Annotated in this window: 23 protein-coding genes; 9 read left to right on the forward strand and 14 right to left on the reverse strand. The window is 45.9% G+C overall.

The genetic code is table 11. From position 1 onward, the window contains the following. The 5 genes from KI743_RS19605 to KI743_RS19625 form a co-directional block, all read right to left on the reverse strand. On the reverse strand, positions 1-1,334 hold a 1,334-nt coding region (locus KI743_RS19605; protein WP_285467832.1), incomplete at its 3' end, for a VWA domain-containing protein. Then, a complete protein-coding gene (locus KI743_RS19610; protein WP_285467833.1) occupies positions 1,327-2,304 on the reverse strand; it encodes a VWA domain-containing protein in 978 nt (325 codons plus the stop codon). The genes KI743_RS19610 and KI743_RS19605, both read right to left, overlap by 8 nt. Beyond that, entirely contained in the window at positions 2,301-2,768 is a 468-nt protein-coding gene (locus KI743_RS19615) for a DUF4381 domain-containing protein (RefSeq protein WP_285467835.1), read from the reverse strand. The genes KI743_RS19610 and KI743_RS19615 overlap by 4 nt, the downstream gene beginning before the upstream one ends. Beyond that, the gene (locus tag KI743_RS19620) at positions 2,758-3,690 is read right to left on the reverse strand and encodes a DUF58 domain-containing protein (RefSeq protein WP_285467837.1); all 933 of its coding nucleotides are present in this window, start codon (positions 3,688-3,690) and stop codon (positions 2,758-2,760) included. Before KI743_RS19620 ends, KI743_RS19615 begins: the two co-directional genes overlap by 11 nt. A gap of 8 nt (positions 3,691-3,698) precedes the next feature. After that, positions 3,699-4,655, reverse strand: coding sequence for a MoxR family ATPase (locus tag KI743_RS19625; protein ID WP_285401615.1), 957 nt, complete (start codon positions 4,653-4,655; stop codon positions 3,699-3,701). Between the two features lie 379 nt (positions 4,656-5,034). On the opposite strand from KI743_RS19625, the gene KI743_RS19630 reads away from it, so the two are divergent. Together KI743_RS19630 and KI743_RS19635 are read left to right on the forward strand one after the other, a co-directional pair. Then, positions 5,035-6,951, forward strand: a complete 1,917-nt coding sequence (locus tag KI743_RS19630) for a methyl-accepting chemotaxis protein (protein ID WP_152469861.1) — start codon at positions 5,035-5,037, stop codon at positions 6,949-6,951. A 132-nt stretch (positions 6,952-7,083) separates the two neighbouring features. After that, positions 7,084-7,281: a hypothetical protein gene (locus KI743_RS19635; protein WP_032550492.1), complete on the forward strand. Its 198-nt coding sequence runs from the start codon at positions 7,084-7,086 to the stop codon at positions 7,279-7,281. Positions 7,282-7,694: 413 nt separating this feature from the next. Here KI743_RS19635 and malK read toward each other — a convergent pair whose 3' ends face one another. Continuing rightward, positions 7,695-8,807: a maltose/maltodextrin ABC transporter ATP-binding protein MalK gene (gene malK, locus KI743_RS19640; RefSeq protein WP_285401617.1), complete on the reverse strand. Its 1,113-nt coding sequence runs from the start codon at positions 8,805-8,807 to the stop codon at positions 7,695-7,697. Between the two features lie 686 nt (positions 8,808-9,493). On the opposite strand from malK, the gene malE reads away from it, so the two are divergent. The 3 genes from malE (at position 9,494) to malG (ending at position 13,230) form a co-directional block, all read left to right on the forward strand. Next, on the forward strand, positions 9,494-10,678 hold the full coding sequence (gene malE / locus KI743_RS19645) for a maltose/maltodextrin ABC transporter substrate-binding protein MalE (RefSeq protein ID WP_032550490.1): 1,185 nt from the start codon (positions 9,494-9,496) through the stop codon (positions 10,676-10,678). A gap of 78 nt (positions 10,679-10,756) precedes the next feature. Then, entirely contained in the window at positions 10,757-12,328 is a 1,572-nt protein-coding gene (gene malF, locus KI743_RS19650; protein WP_285467840.1) for a maltose ABC transporter permease MalF, read from the forward strand. An 11-nt stretch (positions 12,329-12,339) separates the two neighbouring features. Beyond that, positions 12,340-13,230 (forward strand): maltose ABC transporter permease MalG, encoded by an 891-nt coding sequence (malG, locus tag KI743_RS19655; RefSeq protein ID WP_239839628.1) that lies wholly within the window; start codon positions 12,340-12,342, stop codon positions 13,228-13,230. 519 nt (positions 13,231-13,749) lie between these two features. Here malG and KI743_RS19660 read toward each other — a convergent pair. The 3 genes from KI743_RS19660 to KI743_RS19670 form a co-directional block, all read right to left on the reverse strand. After that, entirely contained in the window at positions 13,750-13,995 is a 246-nt protein-coding gene (locus KI743_RS19660) for a hypothetical protein (RefSeq protein WP_032550642.1), read from the reverse strand. 168 nt (positions 13,996-14,163) lie between these two features. Then, positions 14,164-14,658: an acyl-CoA thioesterase gene (locus tag KI743_RS19665; protein ID WP_032550487.1), complete on the reverse strand. Its 495-nt coding sequence runs from the start codon at positions 14,656-14,658 to the stop codon at positions 14,164-14,166. Between the two features lie 549 nt (positions 14,659-15,207). Further along, positions 15,208-16,101: a DMT family transporter gene (locus KI743_RS19670; RefSeq protein ID WP_285467841.1), complete on the reverse strand. Its 894-nt coding sequence runs from the start codon at positions 16,099-16,101 to the stop codon at positions 15,208-15,210. Positions 16,102-16,200: 99 nt separating this feature from the next. Between KI743_RS19670 and KI743_RS19675 the strand changes: the two genes are divergently transcribed. Both KI743_RS19675 and KI743_RS19680 read left to right on the forward strand, forming a co-directional pair. After that, entirely contained in the window at positions 16,201-16,989 is a 789-nt protein-coding gene (locus KI743_RS19675; protein WP_032550484.1) for a helix-turn-helix domain-containing protein, read from the forward strand. A gap of 99 nt (positions 16,990-17,088) precedes the next feature. Further along, positions 17,089-18,264: a MalY/PatB family protein gene (locus KI743_RS19680; RefSeq protein WP_285467844.1), complete on the forward strand. Its 1,176-nt coding sequence runs from the start codon at positions 17,089-17,091 to the stop codon at positions 18,262-18,264. Between the two features lie 31 nt (positions 18,265-18,295). Here KI743_RS19680 and yidZ read toward each other — a convergent pair whose 3' ends face one another. Further along, the gene (gene yidZ / locus KI743_RS19685) at positions 18,296-19,243 is read right to left on the reverse strand and encodes an HTH-type transcriptional regulator YidZ (protein WP_285467846.1); all 948 of its coding nucleotides are present in this window, start codon (positions 19,241-19,243) and stop codon (positions 18,296-18,298) included. Continuing rightward, positions 19,218-20,402: an MFS transporter gene (locus KI743_RS19690; protein ID WP_285467847.1), complete on the reverse strand. Its 1,185-nt coding sequence runs from the start codon at positions 20,400-20,402 to the stop codon at positions 19,218-19,220. Before KI743_RS19690 ends, yidZ begins: the two co-directional genes overlap by 26 nt. A 375-nt stretch (positions 20,403-20,777) precedes the next feature. On the opposite strand from KI743_RS19690, the gene KI743_RS19695 reads away from it, so the two are divergent. Together KI743_RS19695 and KI743_RS19700 are read left to right on the forward strand one after the other, a co-directional pair. Continuing rightward, positions 20,778-21,197 (forward strand): hypothetical protein, encoded by a 420-nt coding sequence (locus KI743_RS19695; protein WP_285467849.1) that lies wholly within the window; start codon positions 20,778-20,780, stop codon positions 21,195-21,197. Positions 21,198-21,314: 117 nt separating this feature from the next. Further along, complete coding sequence (locus tag KI743_RS19700; RefSeq protein ID WP_285467850.1) at positions 21,315-21,914, forward strand: cytochrome c oxidase assembly factor Coa1 family protein; 600 nt, start codon at positions 21,315-21,317, stop codon at positions 21,912-21,914. Positions 21,915-22,217: 303 nt separating this feature from the next. On the opposite strand, the gene KI743_RS19705 is transcribed toward KI743_RS19700, so the two are convergent. Genes KI743_RS19705 through KI743_RS19715 form a run of 3 tightly spaced genes read right to left on the reverse strand, consistent with a single transcriptional unit; the run spans position 22,218 to position 26,534 of the window. Then, positions 22,218-23,330: a lipocalin-like domain-containing protein gene (locus tag KI743_RS19705; protein ID WP_285467852.1), complete on the reverse strand. Its 1,113-nt coding sequence runs from the start codon at positions 23,328-23,330 to the stop codon at positions 22,218-22,220. Continuing rightward, entirely contained in the window at positions 23,330-25,828 is a 2,499-nt protein-coding gene (locus tag KI743_RS19710) for an FtsX-like permease family protein (RefSeq protein ID WP_285467853.1), read from the reverse strand. The genes KI743_RS19705 and KI743_RS19710 overlap by 1 nt, the downstream gene beginning before the upstream one ends. Next, entirely contained in the window at positions 25,815-26,534 is a 720-nt protein-coding gene (locus tag KI743_RS19715) for an ABC transporter ATP-binding protein (protein WP_285467854.1), read from the reverse strand. Before KI743_RS19715 ends, KI743_RS19710 begins: the two co-directional genes overlap by 14 nt. Positions 26,535-26,606 lie beyond the last annotated feature (72 nt).

Below are 26,606 nucleotides of genomic sequence, written 5' to 3' on the forward strand. Positions count from 1 at the left end.
TGCTGTTGCTGTTGCTCCAGAATCTCTAGATTGCTTTTGGCAAAGGCGTGATCAGGATTGTTCTCAAGGATGCGTTTGTACTCGTCAATTGCGGGTTCGAACTTACCTTGCTGTGCAAGAGCATTGGCGTGGTTGTAGCGCGCACGCTCTGTATCTAAAGCAGACAGTGTGTTTTCTGCCTCTTGGTATTGTCCGGCTTGATATTGAGCGACCCCTTTCCATTCCGGATCAGTAAACAGTTTTGCTGCTTGCTCAAAGTCACCTTGTTCGTAGTATTGATGGGCTATTTGATCATCGGTGAACCAAGGGCTCGCGAATGCTGGGTTTGGTTGAGCAGCCAATAACGCAAAGCCTAGAAAGCTCCAAATCACGCCCGGTCGGAATAGCCCCAAAGCAGGGAATAGAATCAATGGCAGTAGCCAAAAGCCGTGATTTACGCGGCTAGTGACACCTTGTGTCGTCTTCTCAACTTCAGCGGTTAGGCTATGAGATTCAATAAACCGAGTGATTGTCTCTATGTCTGAGTTGTCAGCTTGCACCAAAGCAAACACACCTTGGTTAGACTGGCTGATTGAACGCATGTTGTCGATGTCGCTTTTGGCGATTACGGTTTGACCTGAATCTTGAGTGAGCATGGAACCATTGCTCATCGTGATCGGTGAACCAGCTCGACTGCCAACGGCTAAAACTGACAAGCGCCAAGGTGTACCAGAAAGTAGGTCATTGATCGCTCCTTTCTCGTTGTCATCGATGTCATCAGCGATCAATATCAGATCGCCCTGAGAGACATTGGCGCGTTGCAGCATCTCAATACTTCGCTTGACCGCCTTGGCTGCATCAGCACCTTGATAAGGCATAATATCTGGCGACAGGTTAGGGACAAGGTTCGAGATGGTCGCGCTGTCGGTCGTAAGAGGGCTGACAGTATAAGCGTCACCCGCGTAAGCGACCATGCCTGTTACTCCTTCACGCCATTGAGAAAGCAGATCCAACGCCTTGTAACGAGCTTGGGTTAATCGGTTAGGTTTCACGTCGGTGGCATACATCGACATTGACATATCCATGATCAAAACTCGTGCTTGAGTCTTTTCAAAGCTTGGGCGTTCGCTGGTACTGAAACTTGGGCCCGCAAGCGCGATGATGGTGATGGTCCACCAAACAGAGAAAAGTGATAGCTTGCTGCGCGAATTGGTTACTTTCGCCGGGTCTAAGTACTGCGCGATGTGTGGCGCGAGTAACCCTTGTTTATGGTTACGGCGCGCAAGGATTATAATCACAGGCAGCGCAAACAAAGCGAGTAACCAAGCTGGATAGATAAAGGTAAAGTTAGACATTGCTTCTCCTAATGACTAACAAAATCAGTGATAAAGCGACAGCAACTGTAAGCGGCCAGTGGAACCACTCTTGCTGTGGGCGCCACACCTTAGTTGCGCCTGATATTGGCTCTAAACTATTAATCGTGTCATAGATGGTCGCTAGATCTTGGCTATCGCGCGCTCGGAAGTATTGGCCTCCGGTTCGCTCTGCCATGTCCATCAGCGTTCTCTCATCAAGGTCTTCGGCAGTATTCACCTTACGTGACATAAAGAACTCTTTAACCACCATTTCGCCAGCACCCACGCCAACGGTGTAAATAGTGGTGTCGAATTTCTTAGCAATATCTGCCGCTTCAAGAGGGTCAAGCACACCTGCCGTATTACTGCCATCACTGAGCAAGATCATCACGCGTTGTGGCGCGTCACTGTCAACAAAGGTTTTAGTAGCAAGGCCAATGCCGTCGCCAATCGCTGTTTGAGTGCCGATGAGCCTCAACACCGCTTGATTAAGCTGCTGGCTGAGTGTGTTTCTGTCGAGCGTGAGTGGCGTTTGTAGATACGCGTGATCGGCAAACAGTACGAGTCCGACGCGATCTCCTTTGCGTTTATCGATGAAGTCACTGAGCACACGTTTTACCGCCGATAAACGGTCGATGTACTCGCCATTAAACGCCATATCCTCTTGGCTCATTGAGTAAGAGAGATCGACCACTAACATTAAGTCACGGTGTTTAGGTTGAAACTCCACTGGCTCTCCGAACCAGACGGGTCTGGCACTGGCCGTGATTAACATCAGCCATATCAACGAGGCTAGAACTTTAGGTAGGCGAGTGCTAGGCGCTTTACCGTTGGTGTTGCTAGGTAAAAAAGGCAGTGTCAGTGTGTCTGTTGGCTTGGCGGCTGGTGCCAAACGAAGTACAAGCAGTGGTAACGGCAACAGCAAAAACATCCACCACCACACAAATTCAATATTCAACAAACTACTCATAATTGAGCTCTCTTTGGTGGCAATGCATGGCGAACCCAATAGATACAATCATCGATCAACATGCTGCGCGTTGAGGGATCGATTGGAGCCTGCTCGCTCTGATATAGAGTCCGCTGCCACACCTCGCTATGGTCAACAAAACGAGGTGACTTTAATTGCTCATCAAGAAACTGATACCACTGTTCTCCCTGCAAAGAGGCGATCGCTTCTCGAGGGAAGTAGCTCATTGCTGCTTGGCGAACTGTTGCGAGTGCCTGAGCGGGTGAAAGCTCACTATTCTGCGTCAGTTTAGTTAGAGCGATGTTTTGAACCTGGCGCTCCTGCTTATATTTTTTGTAAAGCATTCGACCAATCACAGCGAGTGCGATGACGGCAATAGCAAGGCACCACCAACCCCAAGCGAGTGGCCACCAATGCGGTGCTTCGGGAGTAATAACGGGGCTGAGGTCTAATTTAGGCGTCATGCTTACCCCCAGAAATTTGCTTCATCAAAGGCTCTGCGCTGGTGATTGAACTATGGGGAATAGCAAGACGTAAGCAGAGGTCTTTGATCTGTTGTTGATGCTCTTCGAAGGCGGTCTTTAGCTTGTTCTTCTCCGCTTTTGAAGAGAAGTTAAACCATTGAGTTCGCTCACCATCGCTGACATGCTTCATGCCTTTAAAACTGGTGTTACCTTGCTCTAAAGGGTCATAGAAGTGAACAAAACGGATTCTGTTGTGTTGACGCATCTGATTTAGTAGTGAGTAGTTACTATCTTTATAACGATTGAAGTCGCTTAAGAAAATAATGTCGCTGCCTTTAGGACTGAGTCGGTTCAATGACTTGAGTGCCATTGAAAAATCCGTCTGACAAGGAAGCCTAGTCGATTGCACCGACTGGTTATTAATCGCAATCAACTGCTGCAAGATACGTAATGGTGCGTGGTGGCTAGAGCTTGGTTTGATCTCAGTTAGCGTTTGGCCGTCATCGATGACTGCACCTATACGGTCTTTACCAGCAATCGTCAGCCAGCAGAGTTGGCTGGTTAGATGTGCAAGCTGAACCGACTTTAATAATAGAGTCGACCCAAACATCATGCTATTCGACATATCTAAGTAGAGGATGACAGGTTGCTCTCGCTCTTCAGAAAATATCTTAGTATGTGGCTTGCCAGTACGAGCCGTGACACGCCAATCAATACTGCGAATGTCATCGCCCGCTTGGTATTGACGAACTTCTGAAAAGTTCATGCCTCTGCCTTTACTACGACTTTCATGTTGGCCGTTGAGCTGGGACCAAAGGCTTTTTGCGGGTGGCAGCCAACGAATCGCTTGAGCTTTATATTGCAAAAGTTCATCCAAGCTGAGTAACACACCATTACTGTGCCGAGGGAGTTGTTGATTCATGCTAAAAACTACGCGCTGCCAACAAGAGAGATAAGATGAGTGATCACCTGATTTGGCGTGATACCTTCAGCCTGTGCGTGGTAGCTACGCAATAAACGGTGACGCAGCACTGGGAAGGCCATCGTTTGTACGTCTTCAGGCGTGACATAGTCACGGCCAGACAGCCATGCATGAGCACGCGCACAGCGATCGAGCGCAATAGTGGCACGAGGACTAACCCCCATCTCTAACCATTGAGCGAGCTGTGGGCTGTATTTCTCTGGCTGACGAGTCGCCATAACCAGTCTCACAATATATTGCTCAATGCTCTCAGCCATGTGCACATTCAACACTTCTTGTCTCGCTTCAAATACAGCTTGTTGCGGCATTGGTTCTGGCTGATCGAGTGCTTGGCCTTGAGCCTCACCTCGATTTAAGCGAAGTATTGCTAGCTCACTTTCCATATCTGGGTAAGCGACATCAAGGTGCAGTAGAAAACGGTCGAGCTGTGCTTCTGGCAGCGGGTAGGTGCCTTCTTGCTCAATCGGGTTTTGCGTCGCCATGACGAGAAAAAGCTCTGGTAGTGGGTAAGTCTTGCGCCCAGCAGTCACTTGTTTCTCTGCCATTGCCTCTAGCATCGCAGCTTGTACCTTCGCGGGTGCTCGGTTGATCTCATCGGCAAGAATCAAAGAGTTAAAAATTGGCCCCGCCTGAAAGGTAAAGTCACCAGTTTCAGGGCGGAAGATATCCGTTCCGGTTAGATCGGCAGGCAATAAGTCCGGCGTAAATTGAATACGGTGGAAGTCACCTTCTACGCAATCTGCAAGCGATTTAACGGCGCGAGTTTTTGCCAAGCCCGGTGGCCCTTCAACCAAAATGTGACCATCGGCGAGCAGCGCAACCATTAGCTGTTTAACCAGCTCCTGTTGTCCAATGATTTGAGCCTCTAGATAAGTTTTCAGCGTGTTGAAGGCGTTTGAATGCATGACGTTGTCTCGGAGTATCTTGTATTGAAATAGGAATTTTCTGTGTAATCACAGTGTATTAGCTACTTGGTTAGAAAATCTAGCCAAAAGTTCCGCAGAATGTTAAGAACTAACAAAGAACTGATTTTGATTGATGGTTTTATCTTCAATTCAGTGACAATAATCAAAATAATTAATGTTTTTTAGGCAGAAGAACGCATCGTTTTCTCGTCTTTTACTAACATTTACACGCATATTGGTGCAATGTTTGTCGTTCCAAACGTTTGCTTAAAGGTCATCGAGATTTATGGTTTTAGTGTTGCCATACGCTAAAGCTTATGAATAATTGGCCGATAATAAGTGAGTTACAATTTTACTTGCCCAATTTAGGTGTAGAGAGATGTTCAATTTAAATTCAATGAGTATTAAGCAGAAAGTGGTTGCCGGAATCACTTTTGCGGTACTAGCGTCAACGGTCATCGTTGGTGCAATGGCCCAGCGCCAAGCCAGAGACGTACTAAGCCACCGTTTGATAGATATCGAGCTTCCAGGCTTACTCGAGCGTATCAATGGCGAAATCGACCGTGAAGTATCGCAACTGCTACTTGCAGCTGAACAAGTTGCGTCGAATGAGTTCATTGCTGATGCGATTGAATCAACCTATCGCGATCCTGAAGTTGAAGCCAAGCTAGTCAAGCAGCTCAACAACGTTCGCAATCAATACCAGTTGAATGATGCCTCGGTAGCAAACCGTGAAACGGCTTACTACTGGAACCAAAATGGCTTCCTACGCCAGCTTAACCAGCAGCAAGATGGCTGGTTCTTTGGCTTTACTCAATCTGGTCAACCGACCATGGTAAGCATGTTCCAAGAAGCGAACGGCGAAGTGAAGATGTTCGCGAACTATCAGCAACCTGCTGGCAAAGCGATGTCTGGTTTGTCTAAGTCCATGGATGACATGGTTAACTTGTTAAACAGCTTCAAGATTGAGAATACCGGTTTTGTCTTTTTAACCAACAGCCAAGGTGATGTACAGATTCACCGTGACAGAGCGCGCAGTGATTCATCTCTACAACAACTATATGGCGCGCAAGCCAGCCAGTTGTTGAACAAATCAGGCTTTAACCTGATTACGACAGAGTTCCAAGGCCAAGAACTGTTTGTTGCAAGCTTGTATGTTTCATCAATGGATTGGTTCGTAATCGGTGTGGTTCCAACGTCTGAAGTGTTTGCAGAACTGGATGCAACCGCACAGAAGATGCTGATCATGACGGTGATTGTTGCTCTAGTGTTCATCTTTATGGGCTTCTTATTGGCAAACAGTATCACCAAGCCAATTAAACTTCTTTCTGAGCGTTTTACTGACCTAGGTAAAGGCGATGGCGATCTGTCGCAGCGTATCGAAGTAAAAGGTAACGACGAGATTGCACAGCTATCTGCAGGCTTTAATGGCTTCATCGAAAAGATTCACTTATCGATGAAAGAGGTATGCGAAACCAGTCAAGCGCTTCAAGTGGCGGCGGAAAGCGTATCGAGCAAAGCTCACATTACGCATGACAACAGCCAAGAGCAGCGTGACCAAACCATTCAAGTGGTAGCGGCAATCAACCAGATGGGTATGACCATCAGCGAGATCGCGTCTAACGCGGCAACGGCTGCAGAAACAGCGACTCACGCCTCAGACAACACTGAAGTCGGTCGTGAAGTGGTGAACAAAGCGAAAGATGCAATCAGCCGACTGGCTCAAGACATTGAGAGCACAGGTCAGGTGATCGAGCAGCTAGCGTCAACCACTCAAGACATCGGCTCTATTCTTGGTGTGATTCGTGATATCTCTGAGCAGACTAACCTATTGGCTCTTAACGCAGCGATTGAAGCGGCGCGTGCTGGTGAGCAAGGTCGTGGCTTTGCCGTGGTAGCGGATGAGGTTCGTAACCTAGCAAGCCGCACTGCAGATTCAACGGAAGAGATTCAGAAGATGATCAACCAGCTGCAGAGCGATGCGAAAGATGCGGTGACGGCAATGAGTGCTGGCAAGATCATTACGATGGAAGGTGTAACAGCCTCTGATGAGGCGGTTGAAGTGCTAGGTGGTATCTCTGATCGAATCCTAGACATCACTGATCGCAACACTCAGGTGGCGACAGCGACTGAAGAGCAATCAACAGTGGTGCATACCATCAACCAGAATATCGAAGAGATCAACGCGATTAACGAAGTCACTACGGGTACAGCTGAACAACTGGCTGATGCAAGCCAAGAGTTACGTTCGCTCTCTTCCCGTCTTGATAAGATGGTTGGCTCATTTAAGCTTTAAGCTTTTAGTTTTAAAATATTGATTTGCGCATCGGCCTTACCTTAGTTTTCGGGGGAAGGCCAAAGCACCTAGCATCATTGCCTAGAAATGAGTAAAATTGTCTTAGTATTAATGTTTAGGTAAGAAAAAATCATGAGCGATTTTGAAAAAGAACTTGAGCTTATGTCTCAAGAGATGGGCGACGAGCCAGAAGTGAAGCTACCTTCACTAGAAGAGCAAAAAGCCGTTGTTGCTGAGCTTAAGCGTCTAGAAGCGGAAGGTAAACTGACACCAGAAGTACTAGAAGAGCACTTCGGTAAGTTCAACCAAAAGAACACACCAATCCACTAATCTGGTCGGTGTCGGGGCAAACCCCTAAAGAATGACAAAGGTCTAGCGAATGCTGGGCCTTTTTTGTAGGTGCTGACAGGACTTTTAGGTGGTTTGAAGAAGGGGAGTAGAGCAGCCTTATACCAATCACAGTAAGTAAATGATCAGAAATAGCGCAGAAAAAAGGCTTGAGAACAAGGCAGGATTTTTCGATAAGTAGTTATTCTACAATCAAAAATTCTAACGCAGTTATCGAGCATTTTAACAAGCTAGGGCGAGCAGTTATTTACTACAATTGGTATTATAGGTGACTTATGTTGGCCATCTAGCTGGTATCAATTCACCCTGCCTTTGAGACAAAAAATCCCTCAAGAGGAGGGATTTTGATAGGGCAATTTATTCTTAGAAACAGAGCTCGAATCTATGGTCGAGGCTTATTCTGTACCTTTTTCTACGTATAGACGACGACATGCTTTACCGTCGCTATGGAATAGGTGACAACGGTGCGCTGGGATACCGATAGCAAGCTTGTCGCCTACTTCAACGTCTAATGTATCTGGTTGACGGAAGATAACGTCAGCATCTGCACTCTCTAGGTTTAAGTAAACCTGAGTTTCGTTACCTAGTTTCTCAACAATCATCACTTCGCCTTCGATGGTTGCGTCGCCGTTTTCTGCAGACAGCAAGTGCTCAGGACGAACACCCAGTGACATACGGTCACCAACGTTAACTGTCGTGCCATCTACTGGAATCCAGAAAGTCATGCCGTTTGAAAGTTGAACCATTACACGCTCAGACTCTACTGCTTCAATGTGAACAGACATGAAGTTCATCTTAGGTGAACCGATGAAGCCTGCTACGAAGCGGTTTTGAGGGTAGTGGTATAGGTCAAGAGGCTTACCGACTTGAGATACGTAACCGCCATCAAGAACAACGATTTTGTCTGCCATCGTCATTGCTTCTACTTGGTCGTGCGTTACGTAAATCATGGTACAACCAAGCTGACGTTGTAGCTTAGTGATTTGAGAACGCATTTGAACGCGTAGCGCTGCATCTAGGTTAGACAGAGGCTCATCCAGTAGGAATACGTTTGGTTGAGAAACCAGAGTACGACCGATAGCAACACGCTGACGTTGACCACCAGAAAGCGCTTTTGGTTGACGCTCTAGTAGGTGACCTAGCTGTAGGATTTCGGCAGCATGTTCAACACGTTTGTCGATCTCAGCCTTGTCTGCTTTTGCCAGCTTAAGACCGAAAGACATGTTGTCGTATAGGTTTAGGTGAGGGTATAGAGCGTAAGATTGGAATACCATGCCCACGCCGCGCTTAGATGGCTCAACGTCGTTCATACGCTGGTCGCCAATGTACAAATCACCTGAAGTGATATCTTCTAGACCTGCGATACAGCGCAATAGTGTCGATTTACCACAACCTGATGGTCCAACGAATACTACAAACTCACCTTCGTTGATCTCTAAGTTTACGTCCTTAGAAATCTGTACATCACCATATGATTTATAAACGTTTTTTAACGTGACACTCGCCATCTAGCTCGTCCTCGATCGATCAAATTTTAAAATTTACTGCTTATCATTATAAGAGATTATTGGGTCAGCAGTAACTGTAGGAATTGGTAAGCATTGAGTGTGTAAGAAAAAACGGGTGTGCTTGGTGGTTTCAATAAATTATCAGTCCAACCAAGCACACCTTCATAGCCAAGCAGATGTCTCTTTCCCCCACATCAAGCTAAACCTCCCCCGTGATTCCATCACTGGTTTAGCTTGATGCTTAATTTAAGACAAAAGCGGGCAATGCAAGCCAACAAGTATTGTTCGGTCTATATAAGAGCAACAAACAATTGCCGGTAAAGGGTTCTTACTATCCACTCTTGGATGACTGCAGTTTCGGTTAATCCAAGAAAGAGTACATCCTCCTAATGGAAAATTAACGAGGGGGAGTAGGAGGGGAGGAGTAGATAAAGAGGGTGAAACGCAATAGGCGATCCACTTCAAATAAATTCATCGGATAACGGTGATATTGATCACGGTGCTTACGATTTTTGTGATTTCGCTCTCTAATCCGACCCGATGGTGATCACGAATTTAAGCCATAATAGCTGGGGCGTAGTGGCTAGGATGATGAGCTTAAGACGGTTTTTTCAGATCATATCTATCGAAAACTGGCTCGTCTTAAATGAATGCGCCCTACGTATAAATATAAAAAGGATATTAACATGAAAAACGCTCTAAGCGCTGTAGCTCTAGGTACAATAGTTGCTCTGGGTTCTTTCGGTGCAAACGCTGCTATCGAAGAAGGCCAACTAACAATCTGGGTAGGTGGTGATAAAGCTTACGAAGGCATGGCAGAAGTAGGTAAACGCTTTGAAGAAGACACAGGCGTAAAAGTTACTGTAGCTTTCCCAGACAAACTAGAAGAGAAATTCTCTCAAGTTGCAGCTGCGGGTGACGGCCCAGACATGATTTTCTATGCACACGACCGTTTCGGTGGCTTCGCAGAAGCGGGTCTTCTTGTGGATATCAAACCTTCTAAAGAGACTAAAGAAGGTATCGTAGACTTCGCATGGGACGCAGTGTCTTACGAAGGTAAAACAATTGCATACCCTGTAGCGGTTGAGTCAGTTTCTCTAATCTACAACAAAGCACTTATCGAAACGCCACCTAAGTCTTGGGAAGAGATCCCAGCACTTAACGCTGAGCTACAAAAAGACGGCAAGAAAGCGATCATGTGGCCTCTACGTGGCGGCGCATACTTCACATGGCCTCTACTTGCTGCTGACGGCGGTTACGCATTCAAGCAAGGCGCTGAAGGTTACGACATTAAAGATGCTGGCGTAGCGACTGACGGTGTTCAGAAGTCTCTAGGCTTCATCGAGAAGATGGTTAAAGACAAAGTGATCTCTGCTGACATGGACTACTCTGTAGCAGAATCTGAGTTCGTTGCTGGTAACGTAGCAATGACAATCAACGGTCCTTGGGGCTGGGCAAACATCGAGAAATCTGGCGTAGATTACGGTGTTGCAACTCTACCTAAATTCAACGGTAAAGCATCTAAGCCTTTCGTTGGTGTATGGGCTGGTGGTATCAGCACAGCTTCTCCAAACCGTGACCTAGCGGTTGAGTTCATGGAGAACTACCTACTGACTGACGAAGGTCTTAAGAGCCTAAACGACGACAAGCCACTAGGTGCTGTAGCGCTTAACTCTTTCCAACGTCAACTAGACAGCGACACTCGTATCGCAGCGACAATGGACAACGCGATGAACGGCGAAATCATGCCTAACATCCCTCAGTTCACAACGTTCTGGTACAGCATGGAAGAGGCAATTGGTAACGTAGTTGACGGTCGTCAAACTGTAGACCAAGCTCTTAAAGCTGCTGAAACACGCATGACTAAATAATATCGACGAAACACCCTTTTAAGGAGGGGGTAACCCCTCCTTACTTTTCTATTTTATATATCGCTAGCAGGTTCCTCTATGCAGTCAGTTCAAGGTACAGATGCTATTCAAGCACCAACAAGCCTTCCAGGAAGTAAAAGCGTCTTCATTAAGTGGGGATTGCTTGGTAGCGTTGGCTTAATCAATGGCTACGCTACAATCCTAATGTATTCTCGCGGTGAGCTCGCATTCGCGTTGCTTACAGTGATCCTAACGGCTTTAGCTCTTTACGTTTTCGGTAGCAAGAAAACTTACGCACACCGTTATATCTACCCTGGTATTGCCGGAATGATTCTTTTCATTCTCTTCCCTTTGGCTTATACCGTCGGTCTTGCGTTCACTAACTACAGTGCAAAAAACCAACTTTCGCTTGAGCGTACTCAAACTGTCCTAATGGACCGTACGTTCCAAAGCGGTGACAGCTTCCCATTCACTCTGTACAAAACAGACAACGGCCACCAAATCGTGGTTAAAGATGGTGAGCAACTTCTCGCGACTGAAGAGTTCTCGTTAGACGGCTTGAACGTCACTGACATGGATCTGAAGGCGATCGACTCTGCTCAAGGCGAAAAAGAGAAGATCAAAACGATCATCCAAAATCGTACGGCAATCAGTGCTGTTGATTTCCAGCTACCATCAGGTGAAGACATCCGCATGAGCGGCCTACGTAAGTTTGCTGCTGTGGTTCCGCTTTACACAATGCAAGACGATGGCGAAACGCTATACAACAACGAAACGGGTGAAACTCTAAAACCAAATATGGAAGTAGGTTTCTACCAACCTGTTGATGAGAATGGTGCATTCATTGGTAACACCATCTCACCGGGCTTCGTGGTTGAAATCGGTACGGCTAACTTTGAGCGTGTTTGGAAAGATGAAGGCATCAAAGAACCTTTCATCAGCATCTTTGTTTGGACAGTTGTATTCTCGATTTGTACCGTTGCCTTCACTCTGGCGATAGGTTTGATTCTTGCGAACATCGTACAGTGGGAAGAGCTGAAAGGGCGCGCTGTTTACCGTGTTCTACTGATTCTGCCTTACGCAGTACCAGCGTTTATCTCAATCCTTATCTTTAAAGGTTTGTTCAACCAAAGCTTTGGTGAAATCAACATGGTGCTAGAGAGCATCTTCGGTCTTAAGCCGAACTGGTTCTCTGATCCAATCCTAGCGAAGACCATGGTGCTTATCGTAAACACATGGCTAGGTTTCCCTTACATGATGATCCTATGTATGGGTCTACTGAAGGCGATTCCTGATGACCTATACGAAGCGTCTGCGATTGATGGTGCGAACTTCATCGATAACTTCAAGCGCATTACGTTCCCGTTGATGATTAAGCCACTAACACCGCTATTAATTGCAGCATTCGCATTTAACTTCAACAACTTCGTAATGATTCAGCTGTTGACGAACGGTGGTCCAAACATGATTGGTACTTCTGAGCCTGCGGGTTACACAGACTTGCTTGTAAGCTACACGTACCGAATCGCGTTTGAAGGCGGCGGCGGTCAAGACTTCGGTCTAGCAAGTGCAATCGCAACGCTTATCTTCCTACTAGTAGGTGCCCTAGCGTTACTAAACCTTCGTTTCACTAAACTGTCTCAAGATTAAGGAGCACGACAATGGCTATGGTACAAGGTAAAAGCCTGAAATACCGAGTGTGGGCAACGCATATTGCGCTGTGGTGCTTCCTAGCACTGATTATCTTCCCACTACTGATGATCATCGCGATCTCGTTCCGTGAAGGTAACTTTGCAACAGGTAGCTTGATTCCAGAGAACCCATCACTGGAGCACTGGAAACTGGCACTGGGTATCCCAGTAACTAACGCCGATGGTTCGGTAACACCGCCTCCATTCCCAGTACTAACTTGGCTATGGAACTCAGTAAAAGTTGCAGGTATCACATCAATCCTGATTGTGGCACTGTCTACAACATCAGCTTACGCATTCGCTCGTATGCGCTTTAAGGGCAAAGAGACGATTCTAAAAGCGATGATGATTTTCCAGATGTTCCCAGCGGTACTAGCACTGGTTGCAATCTACGCGTTGTTCGACAAACTAGGTCAGTACATTCCGTTCCTAGGCTTGAACACACACGGTGGTCTTATCTTCTCTTACCTAGGGGGGATTGCACTGCACGTTTGGACAATCAAAGGTTACTTTGAAACGATTGATAACTCTCTAGAAGAAGCGGCAGCGCTAGATGGTGCTACTCCATGGCAAGCATTCCGATTGGTACTATTACCACTGTCTGTGCCAATTCTAGCGGTAGTATTTATCCTATCGTTCATCGGTGTTGTTGGTGAGGTTCCGGTTGCATCTATCCTGCTTTCAGACGTGAACTCTTACACACTAGCGGTTGGTATGCAGCAGTATCTATACCCACAAAACTACCTATGGGGTGACTTTGCGGCGGCAGCAGTACTATCGGCACTTCCTATCACTATCGTCTTCCTATTAGCGCAACGTTGGCTAGTTGGTGGTTTGACGGCAGGTGGTGTAAAAGGATAAGCTAGAGCTTATAAGAAAGACAAAGAGCGACCGCAAGGTCGCTCTATATTGGCATTTTTATTACATCATTTGGTTTGGCCGCCGATCAGTAATAAAAATAACCCTCAGGTTACGCATAGCTGGCTACTAATCAGGTTCCTTACGCTATTCAATGATTAGTGGTTTTTGTAACTCTAACCCAGGTACTTACTTGGGTTTTTTTATATCTGCAGAAAACCACTCCTTTCAAATGCGCTTACATCTCTTTAAGAGTTTCTCACCCTGTTCGAGATGACATGCCCATCATAGCTATAGTCACTTATTGTCTCGTTAACAACTAATCGCAAAGCCAGTATAAATAGGCAAAAGGGAATTGATACTTTGGTCAAAGCCCACTGCGTGAGACTTCAATGAAAGTCATGCAACAATGATTAGTGTTGCATAAAAATTGTATGGCAAGGATGTTTGAAGCTGAGTTCAACAAGGGGATTGGTCGCTTATCAATAATTCACTATTTATAAGCGACTGAAATGTATTGGATTAGAGTTCTCTATTGGACGGAGCGCAGCCAAGGTGTTGCAGCAATACGTAGATACTCTCTTGGTCTAATGCGACGCGTCTAAAGAGGTCTGCGAAGGTGTTATCGCCACCAAAACAGGTTTGAATATAGTGATTGATCTCTTCGTTGTTGTAGCCTTCTACGTACAGGGTTCTTACCCATTGATACTCAACCGCCTTAAGATTATTTAGGGTTGATTCACTCAAAGTAGTGCGCGTAACGCTCAAGAGGTGCTCCAGAAATACAGTGATGTCCATGTTAGATGGCAGTATTTAAGCAGAGCTAAATGACGACTTTATTACAGTTATAATATTTTACAGACTCGTGACTTGATAAACGAGTAAGAAGAGAAAATGGAGTTACACACTCAACGGTTAAGTGTGTAACTCTAAGATTTATTTCAGATATTTGACGTGTGCTTCCATCTCTTCGCCAATCTCTTTGCGCATGTTCATCAGGCGAACAGCAGAGTCGCGTAACTCAATATCTTCTTGGGTTTCTGGTACCCACTCTGGCACTTTGGTTGGTAAACCGTTTTCATCAACCGCCACCATGATAACAATACAGTGGGTCGTTAGGCGGTTATTGAGCTCTTTCGGATCACTCGCTTGTACATCAATCGCGATATGCATGGAAGAAGAGCCTGTGTAGATCACTTTTGCGCTTACTTCGACCAAGTTACCCACGTGGATCGGCGCAACAAAACGAATACCACCAGCATAGGCCGTAATACAGTATTTACCACTCCAACCTGCTGAACAAGCGTAGGCTGCTAAATCGATCCATTTCATTACGGCACCACCGTGAACTTTACCACCAAAGTTTACATCTCCGGGCTCAGCTAAAAAACGCAGGGTTACGTCGCGCTTTCCATTTTGACTACTGCTCATCTTTAGTCCTTTTTATTCTTATGTTGTACTGCAACAACTATGTTACTTACCAATAACATATACTTTAGTCGTAGGAATTAAAAGCAGAGTTTACTGGTTGAGCGGGGAAATATTGACGCGAGAGCTATTGGGAGAATTAACTGGTGCGGATATGAAAAAACACCGAGTATTGAGCTCGGTGCCTTCCATGATTGGGCTGATTATCTAGCCTCTATTTTTATAGCCAACTAACCGTTGTTTATTCGGTTAACTAAAGCGTATCCTATACTAATTGTGTGGGTATTGCCATACAATTTTGAACATTTCACCACAAGATATGGGACCTTCGCGTAGATGTTTCCCTTCGGATTAATGATTGGTAAACCTTTCAAGGAGTTACCTAAAAAGTAAGTTTGGTGATGGCAATAAAGAGAGATAGCGGTAGGTGATTTATTAGTGTTGAAGGTTTGGGTAGCCACCAAATGCTCAAGAGCGAGTCGTTTTGGTGTTATCGCCAGAGCTTTTAGCGGCTACATAGGTTTTCATGCCTACTTTCTCGATTAACCGGCACTATCCTTGTTGGGGAACAGCCCCTTTGACCACCTGCTTTCTCTTGATTTGCGCCATAATCACGCCAGAGATCACCATGATGCCGCCCATGAAGTGGTAGTCATGTACCGTTTCACCAAGCCAAGTTGCTGCTAGAACGACAGCGACAACAGGCAGCAAGTTCATGAACATAGCGCTAGAGTCTGCGCCAATTGCATCGATGGCTTTCACCCACATCCAAGGAGCCAATACTGAAGCAGCAACTGCAGCGTAAGCGATAAGTGGCAGTGACTCTTGAGAAGGCATCAGTTGTTCGCTCGACAACCATAAAGGCGTTAACATCGCGACCGCAAATAGACCTTGCATGTAGATCACTACCCAGTTACTCACCGGCATCTTCCAACGCTTGAGCAGTACACAGTATGAGGCGTAGACAGAAGCCGCAATCAACATATAGCCATCACCTTGGGTGAGTTCTTGGTGCAAGAAAAACAGTGGGTCACCTTTACCCAGCATAAATGCTAATCCTGACAGCGACAGCACGCCACCGACAATGCTCAGTCCTGAGATCGACTTATGCAGCAGAGGAACACTCAAAAACACGCTAATCAAGGGTACCAGCGAGGTAATCAGCGCCATGTTTGATGCGCTGGTAGTAAGGCCAGCATAGTAGCCAAGAGATTGATTCAGCACCATTCCCAACAAAGCCAGAAATGCTAGCTTTGCCAGATTCGGCTTAATCGCAGGCCACTGTTTAATGGCACTCGGCAGGCAGAAAGGCGTAAGAATGAGCATGGCGACAAACCAACGGAAGAAACTCATTGCGCTTGGCTCGATAACGCTTGCCGCCATCTTATTCACAATGGCATTGGCACCCCAGATACAAACAGTAAAAAATGGCAGAAGATATGACATGTGAATTCCATCGCAGAATGAGTTGATGTGCATAGTTTGACAGGTCGTTACACTAACAGATATCTTTAAAAAGACATCGAACGCGATAGGAAGACAAGTTTGAAAAAACAATCAAGAAACCTTCATCCGTCCTTATCAATTGATAAGGCACCATCCAACGTATTTATGAATTTCGAAGCGTTTCTCTCTAATACTGAAACCCGAGTCCACAGCCATCCTTGGGGACAAGTACAACTGATCAGTGGTGGCATCTTAGAAATGGAAGCGGAAGGAACTCGTTTCTTAGCACCGCCACATCTAGCTATTTGGGTGCCAGCTGGCGTTATGCACTGTAGTTACAATCGTAAGCCCCTAGATTACTGCTCATTAAATATTGCGCCAGAGCTGACTCAGCACTTGCCAGAAAAGACCAGCCTAATCAAGATCACACCGATCGTGTCGTCGATCATTGATGACTTTCGTGAAAGGAACATCAATGTCGCTGAAAGCGAACCCGACAAGCGTTTAGTGCAGGTACTGCTTGATCAATTAGCGGAGCGACAGGTTGAACATCACTTCTTACCGTCAACCGACAATAAATATCTCGCCCCAATCCTTGCAGCTATTGAAGAGAACCCAACCGATGAGATTTCTCTTAAGGATTGGGCTGAGCGGGTTCATACCACAGAACGTACCTTGTCGCGCCATTGTCAAAGCGAACTGGGGATGAGTTTCACCGAGTGGCGCTTGCGTGTTCGTTATCTCTACTCAATGGATCTGCTACGTAACGGTCAATCGGTGAAAGAGGTCGCACTCACCCTAGGCTATAACCAAGCAAGCCCTTTTATTTCTATGTTTAAGAAGTATTCCGGCCAAACACCAGAGCAGTATAAGAATCGACTATTGTAAGAAAACGGTTATATTTCGAAAAAATTGAAAATATTTTGCATCTTTTTCTCTGCTGCGACGTCTTATAGATACAAAACTTGAGATTAGTAGAGAGAAAAGATGTTTAAAGCCATTCCTGACAACCCAAACGCCGCCGATAAATTCATTAAGCATGACAGCAAAATGCTCAAACAAATTTATGGCTCGGATGACGTTACCCCTTATTGGATTGCCGATATGGCTTTTCCTATTGCGACGCCAATTACTACAGCCATGCAGGATTTGGTGAGCCGCGAAACTTATTCGTATGAGTTTGATTCTGACACCATTTTCAAAGAGATCGCGCTTTGGAATCAGAAACGTCATGGCTTGGAGTTAGAGCCAACTAAGTTCGTGCAGGTGCCGGGTGTGTTAAGTGCGATTGCGCTTCTTATTCGCGAGTTTACAGAGAAAGGTGAGGGCGTCCTTATTCAAACGCCGGTTTACCATCAATTCCGCCGCTTGATTGAGTCGGCAGGGAGAACCGTGGTCAACAACACGCTTAAGATTGAACAAGACCATTATGTGATGGACTTTGATGCGTTCGAAAATCAACTTCGTGATGGTAATGTGAAGATGGTTTTGCTGTGCAACCCTCATAACCCAGTTGGTCGAGTTTGGACACAGCAAGAGCTGGCTCGAATGGTTGAGATCGCAGAGAAATATCAGACCTGGATTGTAAGTGATGAAGTACACGCGGATATTGTTTTCGATGGCGCGAAATTTACCAGCATGGCCGAGTTCGATTACGAAAAGAGCGTGACCATTATCGGCTCTCCGGCGAAAAATTTCGGTCTCAACAGCATCTCCAATGGCTACATTTACACGGCGAACAGCGGGCTGAAAGAGCAAATCAATGCGACCGTAGAATCCATGGCACTCAATCATGGTAACGCTTTTACCACCTATGCGACGATTGCGGCTTACCAACAGGGTGAAGCGTGGTTTGAGCAATTTCTTCAATACACTCAAGAGAGTCGAGATTGGATTGTTGGCTTTATGGCGGAAAGCTTACCGCAAGTGAGAGTGTTCAAGCCGCAAGGGACGAATCAGATTTGGTTTGATTTTTCGGGATTAGGTCTAGAGGCCGAACAACTTAAATTACTACTGGTGAACGACGCGAAACTGGCGCTGACTCCAGGTACTTGGTTTGGCGAACCTGATAAGAACTTCTATCGCATGAACTTTGCTGCGCCATTGGAACAGCTGAAAGCTTCGCTACAGTCACTGCGCGATGCTGTGAACCAAGCAAAGTAAATTGGCAAAAGCAGATCAATTAGGCTTCGTTCTACATCAAGCTCCTGAGTGTTTCTTTTAGCCAGACAATCTTAGGGTTATAGGCGTTGCGTTTATGCCAAATCATAGTGAAGGGAATTGTCATTTTCTCTAGCTGTTCGTTGTCTAACGGTAGCGGCAGTGCCACAAGGTTTGGGTGAAGCTGCTTGATATAGTCCTCACAATAACCGGGAGACGTCGTCAGCATTTGATGTCCCGGTTGCGTGGCCATGTAAAGTGCCTGCTCAAAGCTAGATAGGGTTAAACCTGCATTGCGGGTCCTCCCTATCTCTTTTAGAACTTCATCCAATGCCCACGTCTCACTTTTCTCCCATACGATGTTGATATGGGTATATTTGAGAAAGGTGTCGAGCGTCCAATCTTCTTTTAAAGCGGGATGGTCGTCTCGCAGGAACACCTTAGGTTCGTCGTTGAACAACACCTCAAAATCGATCGAATAAGGCATCAGATCCAGAGACTCTTTCGACCTTGGGTGAGTCTCACGCCCTGTAAACGCAATATCAGCCTCTCCACGAATTAACGCGTCTATCGAATCATAATCCCAGTTGCTGGTTTTAACGCTCGCATTGGGATAGCGCTGCTCAATTTTGAGTAGCAGGTCGTTCAAGAACGTCAGTAATAAGGGAGATTCAATATGAAGATCAAAGTGCACCTTATTGGTTGCCGCTTCGCTGCGTTTATCCATCAGTTGATGGCTTTTTTGCAACCAGTCTGACAGGTCTTGCTCCATACTCTCGACTAGGGGCGTAGGCGCTAATCCTTTTGGAGTCTTTACAAACAGAGGGTCGTCAAACCAATCCCTCAGCTTGTTCAAAGACTTACTCACGGTAGACGGCGTAACATTAAGTTTTTTTGCCGTCATAGACACGCTGCGTTCTTGCACCAGCAATTGCAGCGTGAAAAGTAAGTTGAGGTCAAGACGGTTGAGAGCTTTCTTCATAGTGGCGATTCGTTGTTTGTACTCGTTCTAATAGTAATAGAGCGCAACTGGCGATACTACCTAAGACTAGGATAAAGATCAGAATATTCAATGCATTAATGCCTAGCACTCCCATTAGCCAGATATAGGCTGCCGAGAAAGAGACATGGCTAATGCCAAGTAGTGAGCTAGCGACCCCTGCACGTTGGCTAAATGGCGCTAAAGCCTGACTCATTGTTACCCCAAAGCCCAAAGAGAAACCAATACACAAAGCGACGAACGATGCGAGGTAGTAAGGTGTAACGAGCTGTAATTGAGAAGAGAGCAATAACCCTGACGCCGCAGTCGCAAATAGAAGCTGTGCGCTAACGATTAGGGTCTTCTGATTCACGTGATTTAAGACAAATGGCGTACAAAAAGAGGTGAGCATGCCCGCCAGTGCGGTATATGCCATGACAGATGAATAACCGTCACGATCCATCTCTAGCGTCCCCATGATCACCATTGGTGATACGTTCACATAACTAAGAATGGTCGCAACGCCTAGGGTTGTAATAGCCAGCCTTCTTAAAAAGTAGCGATTGATAAAAGACTCTGAGCTCTGTTTTTGAGTAGCCTTAGACGGCCCTTTAGTCAAGGTTTCACGCAGCACAAAGGTGGCAAGAACACATACCACAATCCCAATAGCTGCCATTACCGTGAATAGAGTTTGCCACGGAGAGTAGAGCATGATCATGTGCCCAACCACCGGAGCAATCACCGGAATAATACAAGTGATGCCATTGAGCATAGAGAGCACTTTAGCTCGGGCTTGGTCATCCAGCACATCTCGAAGAATCGCAAAGGCGACCACGTAACAAGCTCCAGCACCAACCCCTTGAAAAAATCGACCAGTTAAGAACACCGAGATTTCTTCGGTACTGCCCGCAAACAGAGATGCGGCGATAAAGATCAAAGCACCAATAATGATGACAGGCTTACGCCCAAATTGGTCTGCCACTTTACCAGCTAACAACATAGTGCTCGCCATGCCCGCTAGGTAAATCGAAAACGCAGTATGCAGGTGTGATTCGGTCGCATTCAGATCCGCCGCGATTTGCGGCAATCCGACTAAATACAGGTCAATAGCAGTCGGGTAGAGCAGTACAAAGCTAAAACTACACAGTAAGAAACGGATCATAACAATCTCTAAACTCGAAAAGATGGCGTGAGTTTAAAGAGTGCAGCATGTAATAAGCGAGTGAACACCACGACAACAGGTATGTCGTGATTGGACATAGGTGAATTGGGGGAAAGTCACTAGGGGGATGATGATTTATATGAATCAATAGCTTTGGCGCATTATGAGGGTGATTTTTTGATGCTGAATTATTTATGGGTTTTATAAATTTTGATCAATGCATCATTATGTATAACATTAAGTCCTTGTTTATAAATAAAAACCACCTGTAAAATTCTAGCGACAAAAAACTAGACAGGAAATCTATAGCATTGAATGCATAGAGTTTTTTCTGAGAACTGTTGTATTTTTTATCACACGTATTGAGGAGTATATGTGAAAAATAGTTTAAGTTTGTCGGCGATCCTTCTGACAGTATTTTCTCTAAGCGGTTGTGTTGGCGTCGTTCACACATATGAAGGCTCGAAAAAGCCCTTGAATGAAGTGGCTGTTCTAAAAGGTGAAAATCTAGAATTTGCTGGTAGAAACTATCGTGTCCTTTTTTCTAGCTATACAGATTTATCTGATGATGAAAAAGACTTTAAGAACGTCGGTGATGCATTTATTGGTTATCCGAAGGAAATTCATATGTTGCCAGGTGATTATGTCGTTTTGACTCACTGTATAGTTGGTGATGAATATGCGTTTCCTGCAGTAAAAGCTAGTGTGAAAGCGGGTGAAACGTATGAGGTCAAATGCGGCCCCATTCCGGATAAGTTAAATACTGTTGGAGCGATGATACAGGTAGTTGAATAAGAAACTAAGTAATGCACTTACGAGTTGCGCAAGGTTGATTCGGAACACGTGGGTATTGTTACTGTCCGTTGAATACCATTTAGCACGTGATATGTGACAAGAGGAGTCCGAAGGTAAATGCAAAATCAGAAAGAGTTTCCAGATGATTTAAAAGGATGGAATTGGGGAGCATTTTTCTTCAATTGGATCTGGGGTATTCGCTTCAGGACTTATAGGGCATTATGGGTATTGGTACCATTTGTTAACCTAGTGATGCCCTTCATTTTGGGCTTCAAAGGTAATGAATGGGCTTGGAACCATAACCAATGGAGCAGTGTAGAGGAATTTAAAAAATCACAGAGGAGGTGGTCAGTTGCGTCTTTAACATTAATAGTCTCAGGTGTTGTTCTCGCCATTGGGGTTACTATCAGTGTAAATGATTCATTTGAAGAGTCAGGCTCCACAAAGCTGGCTCTTAGTACTTTGGAACAAACTAGCAAGTTCCAGGAGAATATAGGTGCACCGTATTCTATCGACTTAAAGCAGGGGACACTGAGTAGTTCTGAAATATCTGGCTATGCAGAAATGCAGTATGAAGTGGAAGGAGTACATGGTGATGGCGTGTTCGATGCCAGAGCAGAGCTAATTGACGGTGTTTGGCATTTAACTTGTCTGGAAATTACTTATCTATCTAGTGAACAGGTGGAAGTATTAGTTTCTTGTGAAAATGCCACATAAAAATGTATTTAACAGCGATGCTAAAAGCTTGTAGGTTTCTCCTCGCTCACGTATAGCAAGACTACAGGAGTAGCGAACTTAGCATTCTGTTTACAAGGTTATGATGAGAAACCCGATACTTACTTTTAACTTAAACATGTTCAGTGGAGAAAGCTCTCCCTGTGGAAGGTTTTTCAAAATATGTCGGTTCATTAGACATTTACGCGATTGAGCAGTTAGTCTCTCATGGTGTTGACCTAACCCTAAAGAACCGGTTTGACGCACCCGCTACAAACCGTTTCTACTCAGAAGCTATGCTTTCACTCAATACCCCGTCAGCTCCATATAGCCACTTCCAGAGTGAGAACCTTGGATGGTGACTGGGCCTTCCCAGTATGGGACTGACAGCGGCATTTTTGCGTTGGGGTTAAGTGCTGAAACGGTAAGTTCAATTTCGTGGTTTGGAATCGAAACTGTCCACTCAGTTGGATAGTCTCGGTTGTCGATTTCCGCATATTTTTTTACACGCATTACAATCTCATCTTGTGCAATAGCAGTGCCTGAACCGTCTTTATGCATTAAGCGTGCATGGGAGTAACTTGCGCTTCCTGTTTTTGAGTCGCGCAGTTGGAATACCACTAGGCTAGTTTCTTCATCAAGCCTTAATGCAAACCAATCCCACCCCTGCTGTGAATCAAGCAAGAACTGCGAGCTCCACTCCCTATCTATCCAGCCTTTTCCGGAGACTTGATGCGTGTTGCCATCAATGATGACTTCTCCAGAAACATCAATAAACGGTTGGCTGTAGTAGTAAGAAGCCACCTGCCCATCGGCACTTTTTACACTGTAACCCTGCGTACCTTGCTTTTGATAAGGCGCGCTACTGTTGAGAGTGAGCGAGTAGCCGAACTGTTCAGATCTTGCATTTAACGTTGCTGGGAAAAGATCTTCGGTCGACGATGTCCATTGCCAATCATCAAGATAAACACGAAATGGCGAAGTATCGACACCTGCTAAAGCTGCGTGGTCACGAGACCATTTTTCATCGGCGTAGTGTTTTGTATTCGTTGTAACAGCACTGTGTGCCATGTAGATCTGGTTGCTTTGCCATTGCGTTTTCTTGGCTTCATTTGAATTAGATGGTGGAGCGGCCGCGAAGCGAAATTGGGTCCACTGTACACCGAGTGATTGCCCTTCTTCATCGGTTAAATTGGCGGTTAAGTACCACCATTCATGGCGAAAGTTGGGATGGGCTTGGTGATCTGCGGGAAAGTTGATTTCAATTCCTTCCATAACGGGTGTGAACTGGTCATCTTGTGATTGGTCGCTTTCAGCACTTCCCAATAGTGTCCCCATGGTTTGAGGTTGCTGCTCTTCGCAACCAACCAGTGCCAGAGCAAGTAGTGTAAGTGTGTTGAGTTTGATGGGGTGTATCATTACAAAACCTCACTTTGCAAACTGGAGACGACAGGTTTACTCACTAAACGCCAAAGCGGTATTAGGGTGGCAACCACCCCGACCACAATGGTTACGGCCGAAATGCTCAGTGCATCGCTCCAATCCCATAGATAGTTCAAACTCCAGCCAAAGGCGCGCAGGGTAACAACATCGGTGAGCACATAACCGACTAAAGCGCCCAATGGTAAGGCGATCACCAGAGTAAAACTAACCAGAGCTGCAATCTGCCCGATCACCATCGCCATCAGCTTTTTACGATTCACACCAAGTGCATACAACCTTGCAATCGCGGCTTTTCGCGCATCGAGCAACATAAAACAGGCAGTGAACAGGCCGACTACAGCAACCATCAATGTAACGCCATTTAAGGCTCGGGTGATGGCAAAGGTCTGCGAGAATATATCCAAAGCGATGGATTTGATCTGCGCTTGGTCGTAGAGCTGATTTGGGTGCAGATTCAACTCTGTACGTAACTGCTCATAAACCAACGTTGGATTGCTAGAGACTTTAATTCCAAGGCTGGTGGGCAAGTCAGTGAATCCGCTTTGTCGCCATAGTTGTGGCGCTAGGAGTACTTCTCCATTTGGGGAACCGTAATCATGGAAAACAGCACCGACGATGAGTTCTTTGTTGGGAATCGCGTCGAGCTTAAATTCACTTTCCAGTGATAACCCAAGTTTCACTGCAGTTGGTTCGCTGATGGCGACGACTTCACCTTGGTAAAAACGCGACCAAAAGTCATCTATCCGAGATTGAAACACCATGGTCTGCTCTAAAGTGTCTTTGTCTTTGGTGCCGAGCAAAATGGGTAAGCCATTCAGATTGTCGTCAACGTAGTACTGTTTGTAAACGGTTTGGACGTTTTCAAATTGCTCTAAAGCTAGCTCAACATTGGCGATTTCCCTTTGAGATGGGCTGACATAGATGTCCGCATGAAGTCGCTGTTCAAGCCACTGTTTGAGTGTTGATTCAAAGCTGCCGACTAAGGTATTCATCCCCATATTGGCGGTCACGGCGAGAAGCAGTGCCATCATCGCCAGAGACAGAGGGGAGATAAGCTCTCGCAATTCTGCAAACAGATACTGCATTAACCCAGAATGCGTGCGCTGTTCACACCAAACCGCTAATACCATCAGTGTTTTCGGAAGATATAGAGGAATCGACACTACTAATAGACCCAACCATGCCATGGTGAAACGATGATGTTCGCTCAGCCAAAGCCCTGTTAATGCCATGATGGTGAGTAGCACGCCTGCAATAAATAGTTGGTTTTCATTGGATGAATCTGGCGCTTGGTAATATCCGCCATGGGAAGAGAGCGGTTGTTGCACTCGTTGTTTAAAGTGCTGCCAACACGCAAGCAGTGTCGCGGCCAAAGTGAGTAGTAGAGCTTGAACCCACCATTGCCACTGCCATGTTCCCGGCAGTAACGTCGCACCATAAAGTTGCTCTAAGGTAAGAGCTACGGTTGGGTGTAGCCAATGGCTGAGCTGCATACCCAGAACAAAGCCGATTGAGGCACCAATGGCCACTAAGATGGTGAGCTCGACCAACAAGGCTGAGAGCACAAGAGTGGGCGCTATTCCGGCTTGCTGAATTTGCACGAGCAGCCGGTTACGTTTGAGTAAGCTGTATTTTACGCCGTTATAGGCGATGAACAGTCCGACCAGAAATGCGAGTAAACTCATTGCCGTTAGATTGAGATGAAAGCTGTCGGTAAGAGAGCCTAAATCGGTGCTTTGATTATTGGTTATCCATTGCCCTTGGTCGCCAATGTATTTTTGCCAAGCGGCTTGATTGTCATTCCCCAAATCGAAAACGGCGATGTAACTGAGTTGACCTTGTTTATTAAGCAACGTCTGCGCAAATCCAATATCCATCAACATTCGGCTACCGAGCTGCCATTCATCGGGTAAAACCGCAACTTGCGTTTTATTGTCGTCCAAAACCAGCGTGTCGAGTTCGCCGATATTTTGGTACTGCGATTGGCTCATCATCACGAGTGGCTCGTTTGCTAACAGTTCTGGCAGCGGTAATAGGCTATCGAATAGAGAAACATTCTGATCGTTGTCAGATGCGTATCGCGAACGTGAGGTGATCGCAGTGATCAGTTCACTGCCTTGTATCGACCAACGGCGACCTTGCTCGTCTCTCACTCTTCCTTCAATCACAGGCAGTGCGGCGCTCAACCCTTGCTGTCTTAGAGTGAAGTAAAGTGATTCCGGTAAGTAGTTTTGCCCTGCTGGTGGAATAATTAGGTTCTGAGCTTGTGCGCTGAGCTGCTCGGTAGATTCCGCATAACTGCGCTTGGCGTTGAGGTTGATGGCTTGCACTGCAACAAACAGGGTCACGGCTAATACAATGCCAATTAAAATTGCTGCAGCTTGGAGGGGCGCTTGCCGATAGTGGGCGGCGAACAGATTCAGCGCAAGTTTGGTATGACTGAATTTGAAAGCGTTAACTTTAGCGTGCTTCATATAAGGCGTCGCTTTGGCTTTGTGGACGCACTCGCTGATCGTTATGCAGCACGCTGTTTTCAAGGCGCAGACGTGTTTGCATAAAATCGGCGCAGTCGTTGCTGTGGGTGACCAATAGAACTGCTGTGTTTCCTTGGGTTGTGATTTCACTCAGTAGCTTCATCACTTCGATACCGGCTTTTTGATCGAGGTTGCCTGTTGGTTCATCGGCGAGCAGCAGTTTGGGTTGATGTGCTAGGGCTCGTGCGATCGCCACTCGTTGCTGTTGGCCGCCGGATAGCGCAGATACATGTCTTTCTAGCAGTTGGTTGATGCCAAGTGTCTCGACCAAATAGTCACACCAGTCATTCCATTGTTGTTGATTCAAATGTAGTGGAAAGGAGATGTTTTGTTTTACATTCAGGGGCGTTAATAGGTTGAACTGCTGGAAGATCACGCCGAGCTTTTGATGGCGAAACTGGCTCCAGTGTGGGTCTTTCCAGAAGTTGGTGTTGTCGCCATCTAGCCACAGCTCTCCAGAAGATAGCGGCTCAAACCCTGCAATCATATTCAGTAGAGTGCTTTTCCCACTTCCACTGGCTCCTGTTAACGCCACACTTGAACCTGTCTTTAGTGCAAAGTCGACACCTTCTAATACTTGATGGTTTTCTTTGCCATCGACAAAGCTTTTACTGGCACGTTTAAGTGCGACGAGTGGCCTTTCCATCACCTCTCCCTTAGGGCTTGTTTTAGCGGTACCGCTTATAAATTGAGTTACTTAAAATCTTAGCTCACAAAC

The organism is Vibrio sp. D420a, from assembly GCF_030248625.1.
Classification (GTDB): Bacteria; Pseudomonadota; Gammaproteobacteria; order Enterobacterales; family Vibrionaceae; genus Vibrio; species Vibrio fortis_A.

Excerpts from the sequence above, each read along its gene's own strand:
- KI743_RS19610 (WP_285467833.1), bottom strand. The coding sequence starts at position 2,304 with ATGAGTAGTTTGTTGAATATTGAATTTGTGTGGTGGTGGATGTTTTTG.
- KI743_RS19615 (WP_285467835.1), bottom strand. The coding sequence starts at position 2,768 with ATGACGCCTAAATTAGACCTCAGCCCCGTTATTACTCCCGAAGCACCG.
- KI743_RS19620 (WP_285467837.1), bottom strand. The coding sequence starts at position 3,690 with ATGAATCAACAACTCCCTCGGCACAGTAATGGTGTGTTACTCAGCTTG.
- KI743_RS19625 (WP_285401615.1), bottom strand. The coding sequence starts at position 4,655 with ATGCATTCAAACGCCTTCAACACGCTGAAAACTTATCTAGAGGCTCAA.
- KI743_RS19630 (WP_152469861.1), top strand. The coding sequence starts at position 5,035 with ATGTTCAATTTAAATTCAATGAGTATTAAGCAGAAAGTGGTTGCCGGA.
- KI743_RS19635 (WP_032550492.1), top strand. The coding sequence starts at position 7,084 with ATGAGCGATTTTGAAAAAGAACTTGAGCTTATGTCTCAAGAGATGGGC.
- malK (WP_285401617.1), bottom strand. The coding sequence starts at position 8,807 with ATGGCGAGTGTCACGTTAAAAAACGTTTATAAATCATATGGTGATGTA.
- malE (WP_032550490.1), top strand. The coding sequence starts at position 9,494 with ATGAAAAACGCTCTAAGCGCTGTAGCTCTAGGTACAATAGTTGCTCTG.
- malF (WP_285467840.1), top strand. The coding sequence starts at position 10,757 with ATGCAGTCAGTTCAAGGTACAGATGCTATTCAAGCACCAACAAGCCTT.
- malG (WP_239839628.1), top strand. The coding sequence starts at position 12,340 with ATGGCTATGGTACAAGGTAAAAGCCTGAAATACCGAGTGTGGGCAACG.
- KI743_RS19665 (WP_032550487.1), bottom strand. The coding sequence starts at position 14,658 with ATGAGCAGTAGTCAAAATGGAAAGCGCGACGTAACCCTGCGTTTTTTA.
- KI743_RS19670 (WP_285467841.1), bottom strand. The coding sequence starts at position 16,101 with ATGTCATATCTTCTGCCATTTTTTACTGTTTGTATCTGGGGTGCCAAT.
- KI743_RS19680 (WP_285467844.1), top strand. The coding sequence starts at position 17,089 with ATGTTTAAAGCCATTCCTGACAACCCAAACGCCGCCGATAAATTCATT.
- yidZ (WP_285467846.1), bottom strand. The coding sequence starts at position 19,243 with ATGAAGAAAGCTCTCAACCGTCTTGACCTCAACTTACTTTTCACGCTG.
- KI743_RS19690 (WP_285467847.1), bottom strand. The coding sequence starts at position 20,402 with ATGATCCGTTTCTTACTGTGTAGTTTTAGCTTTGTACTGCTCTACCCG.
- KI743_RS19700 (WP_285467850.1), top strand. The coding sequence starts at position 21,315 with ATGCAAAATCAGAAAGAGTTTCCAGATGATTTAAAAGGATGGAATTGG.
- KI743_RS19705 (WP_285467852.1), bottom strand. The coding sequence starts at position 23,330 with ATGATACACCCCATCAAACTCAACACACTTACACTACTTGCTCTGGCA.
- KI743_RS19710 (WP_285467853.1), bottom strand. The coding sequence starts at position 25,828 with ATGAAGCACGCTAAAGTTAACGCTTTCAAATTCAGTCATACCAAACTT.
- KI743_RS19715 (WP_285467854.1), bottom strand. The coding sequence starts at position 26,534 with ATGGAAAGGCCACTCGTCGCACTTAAACGTGCCAGTAAAAGCTTTGTC.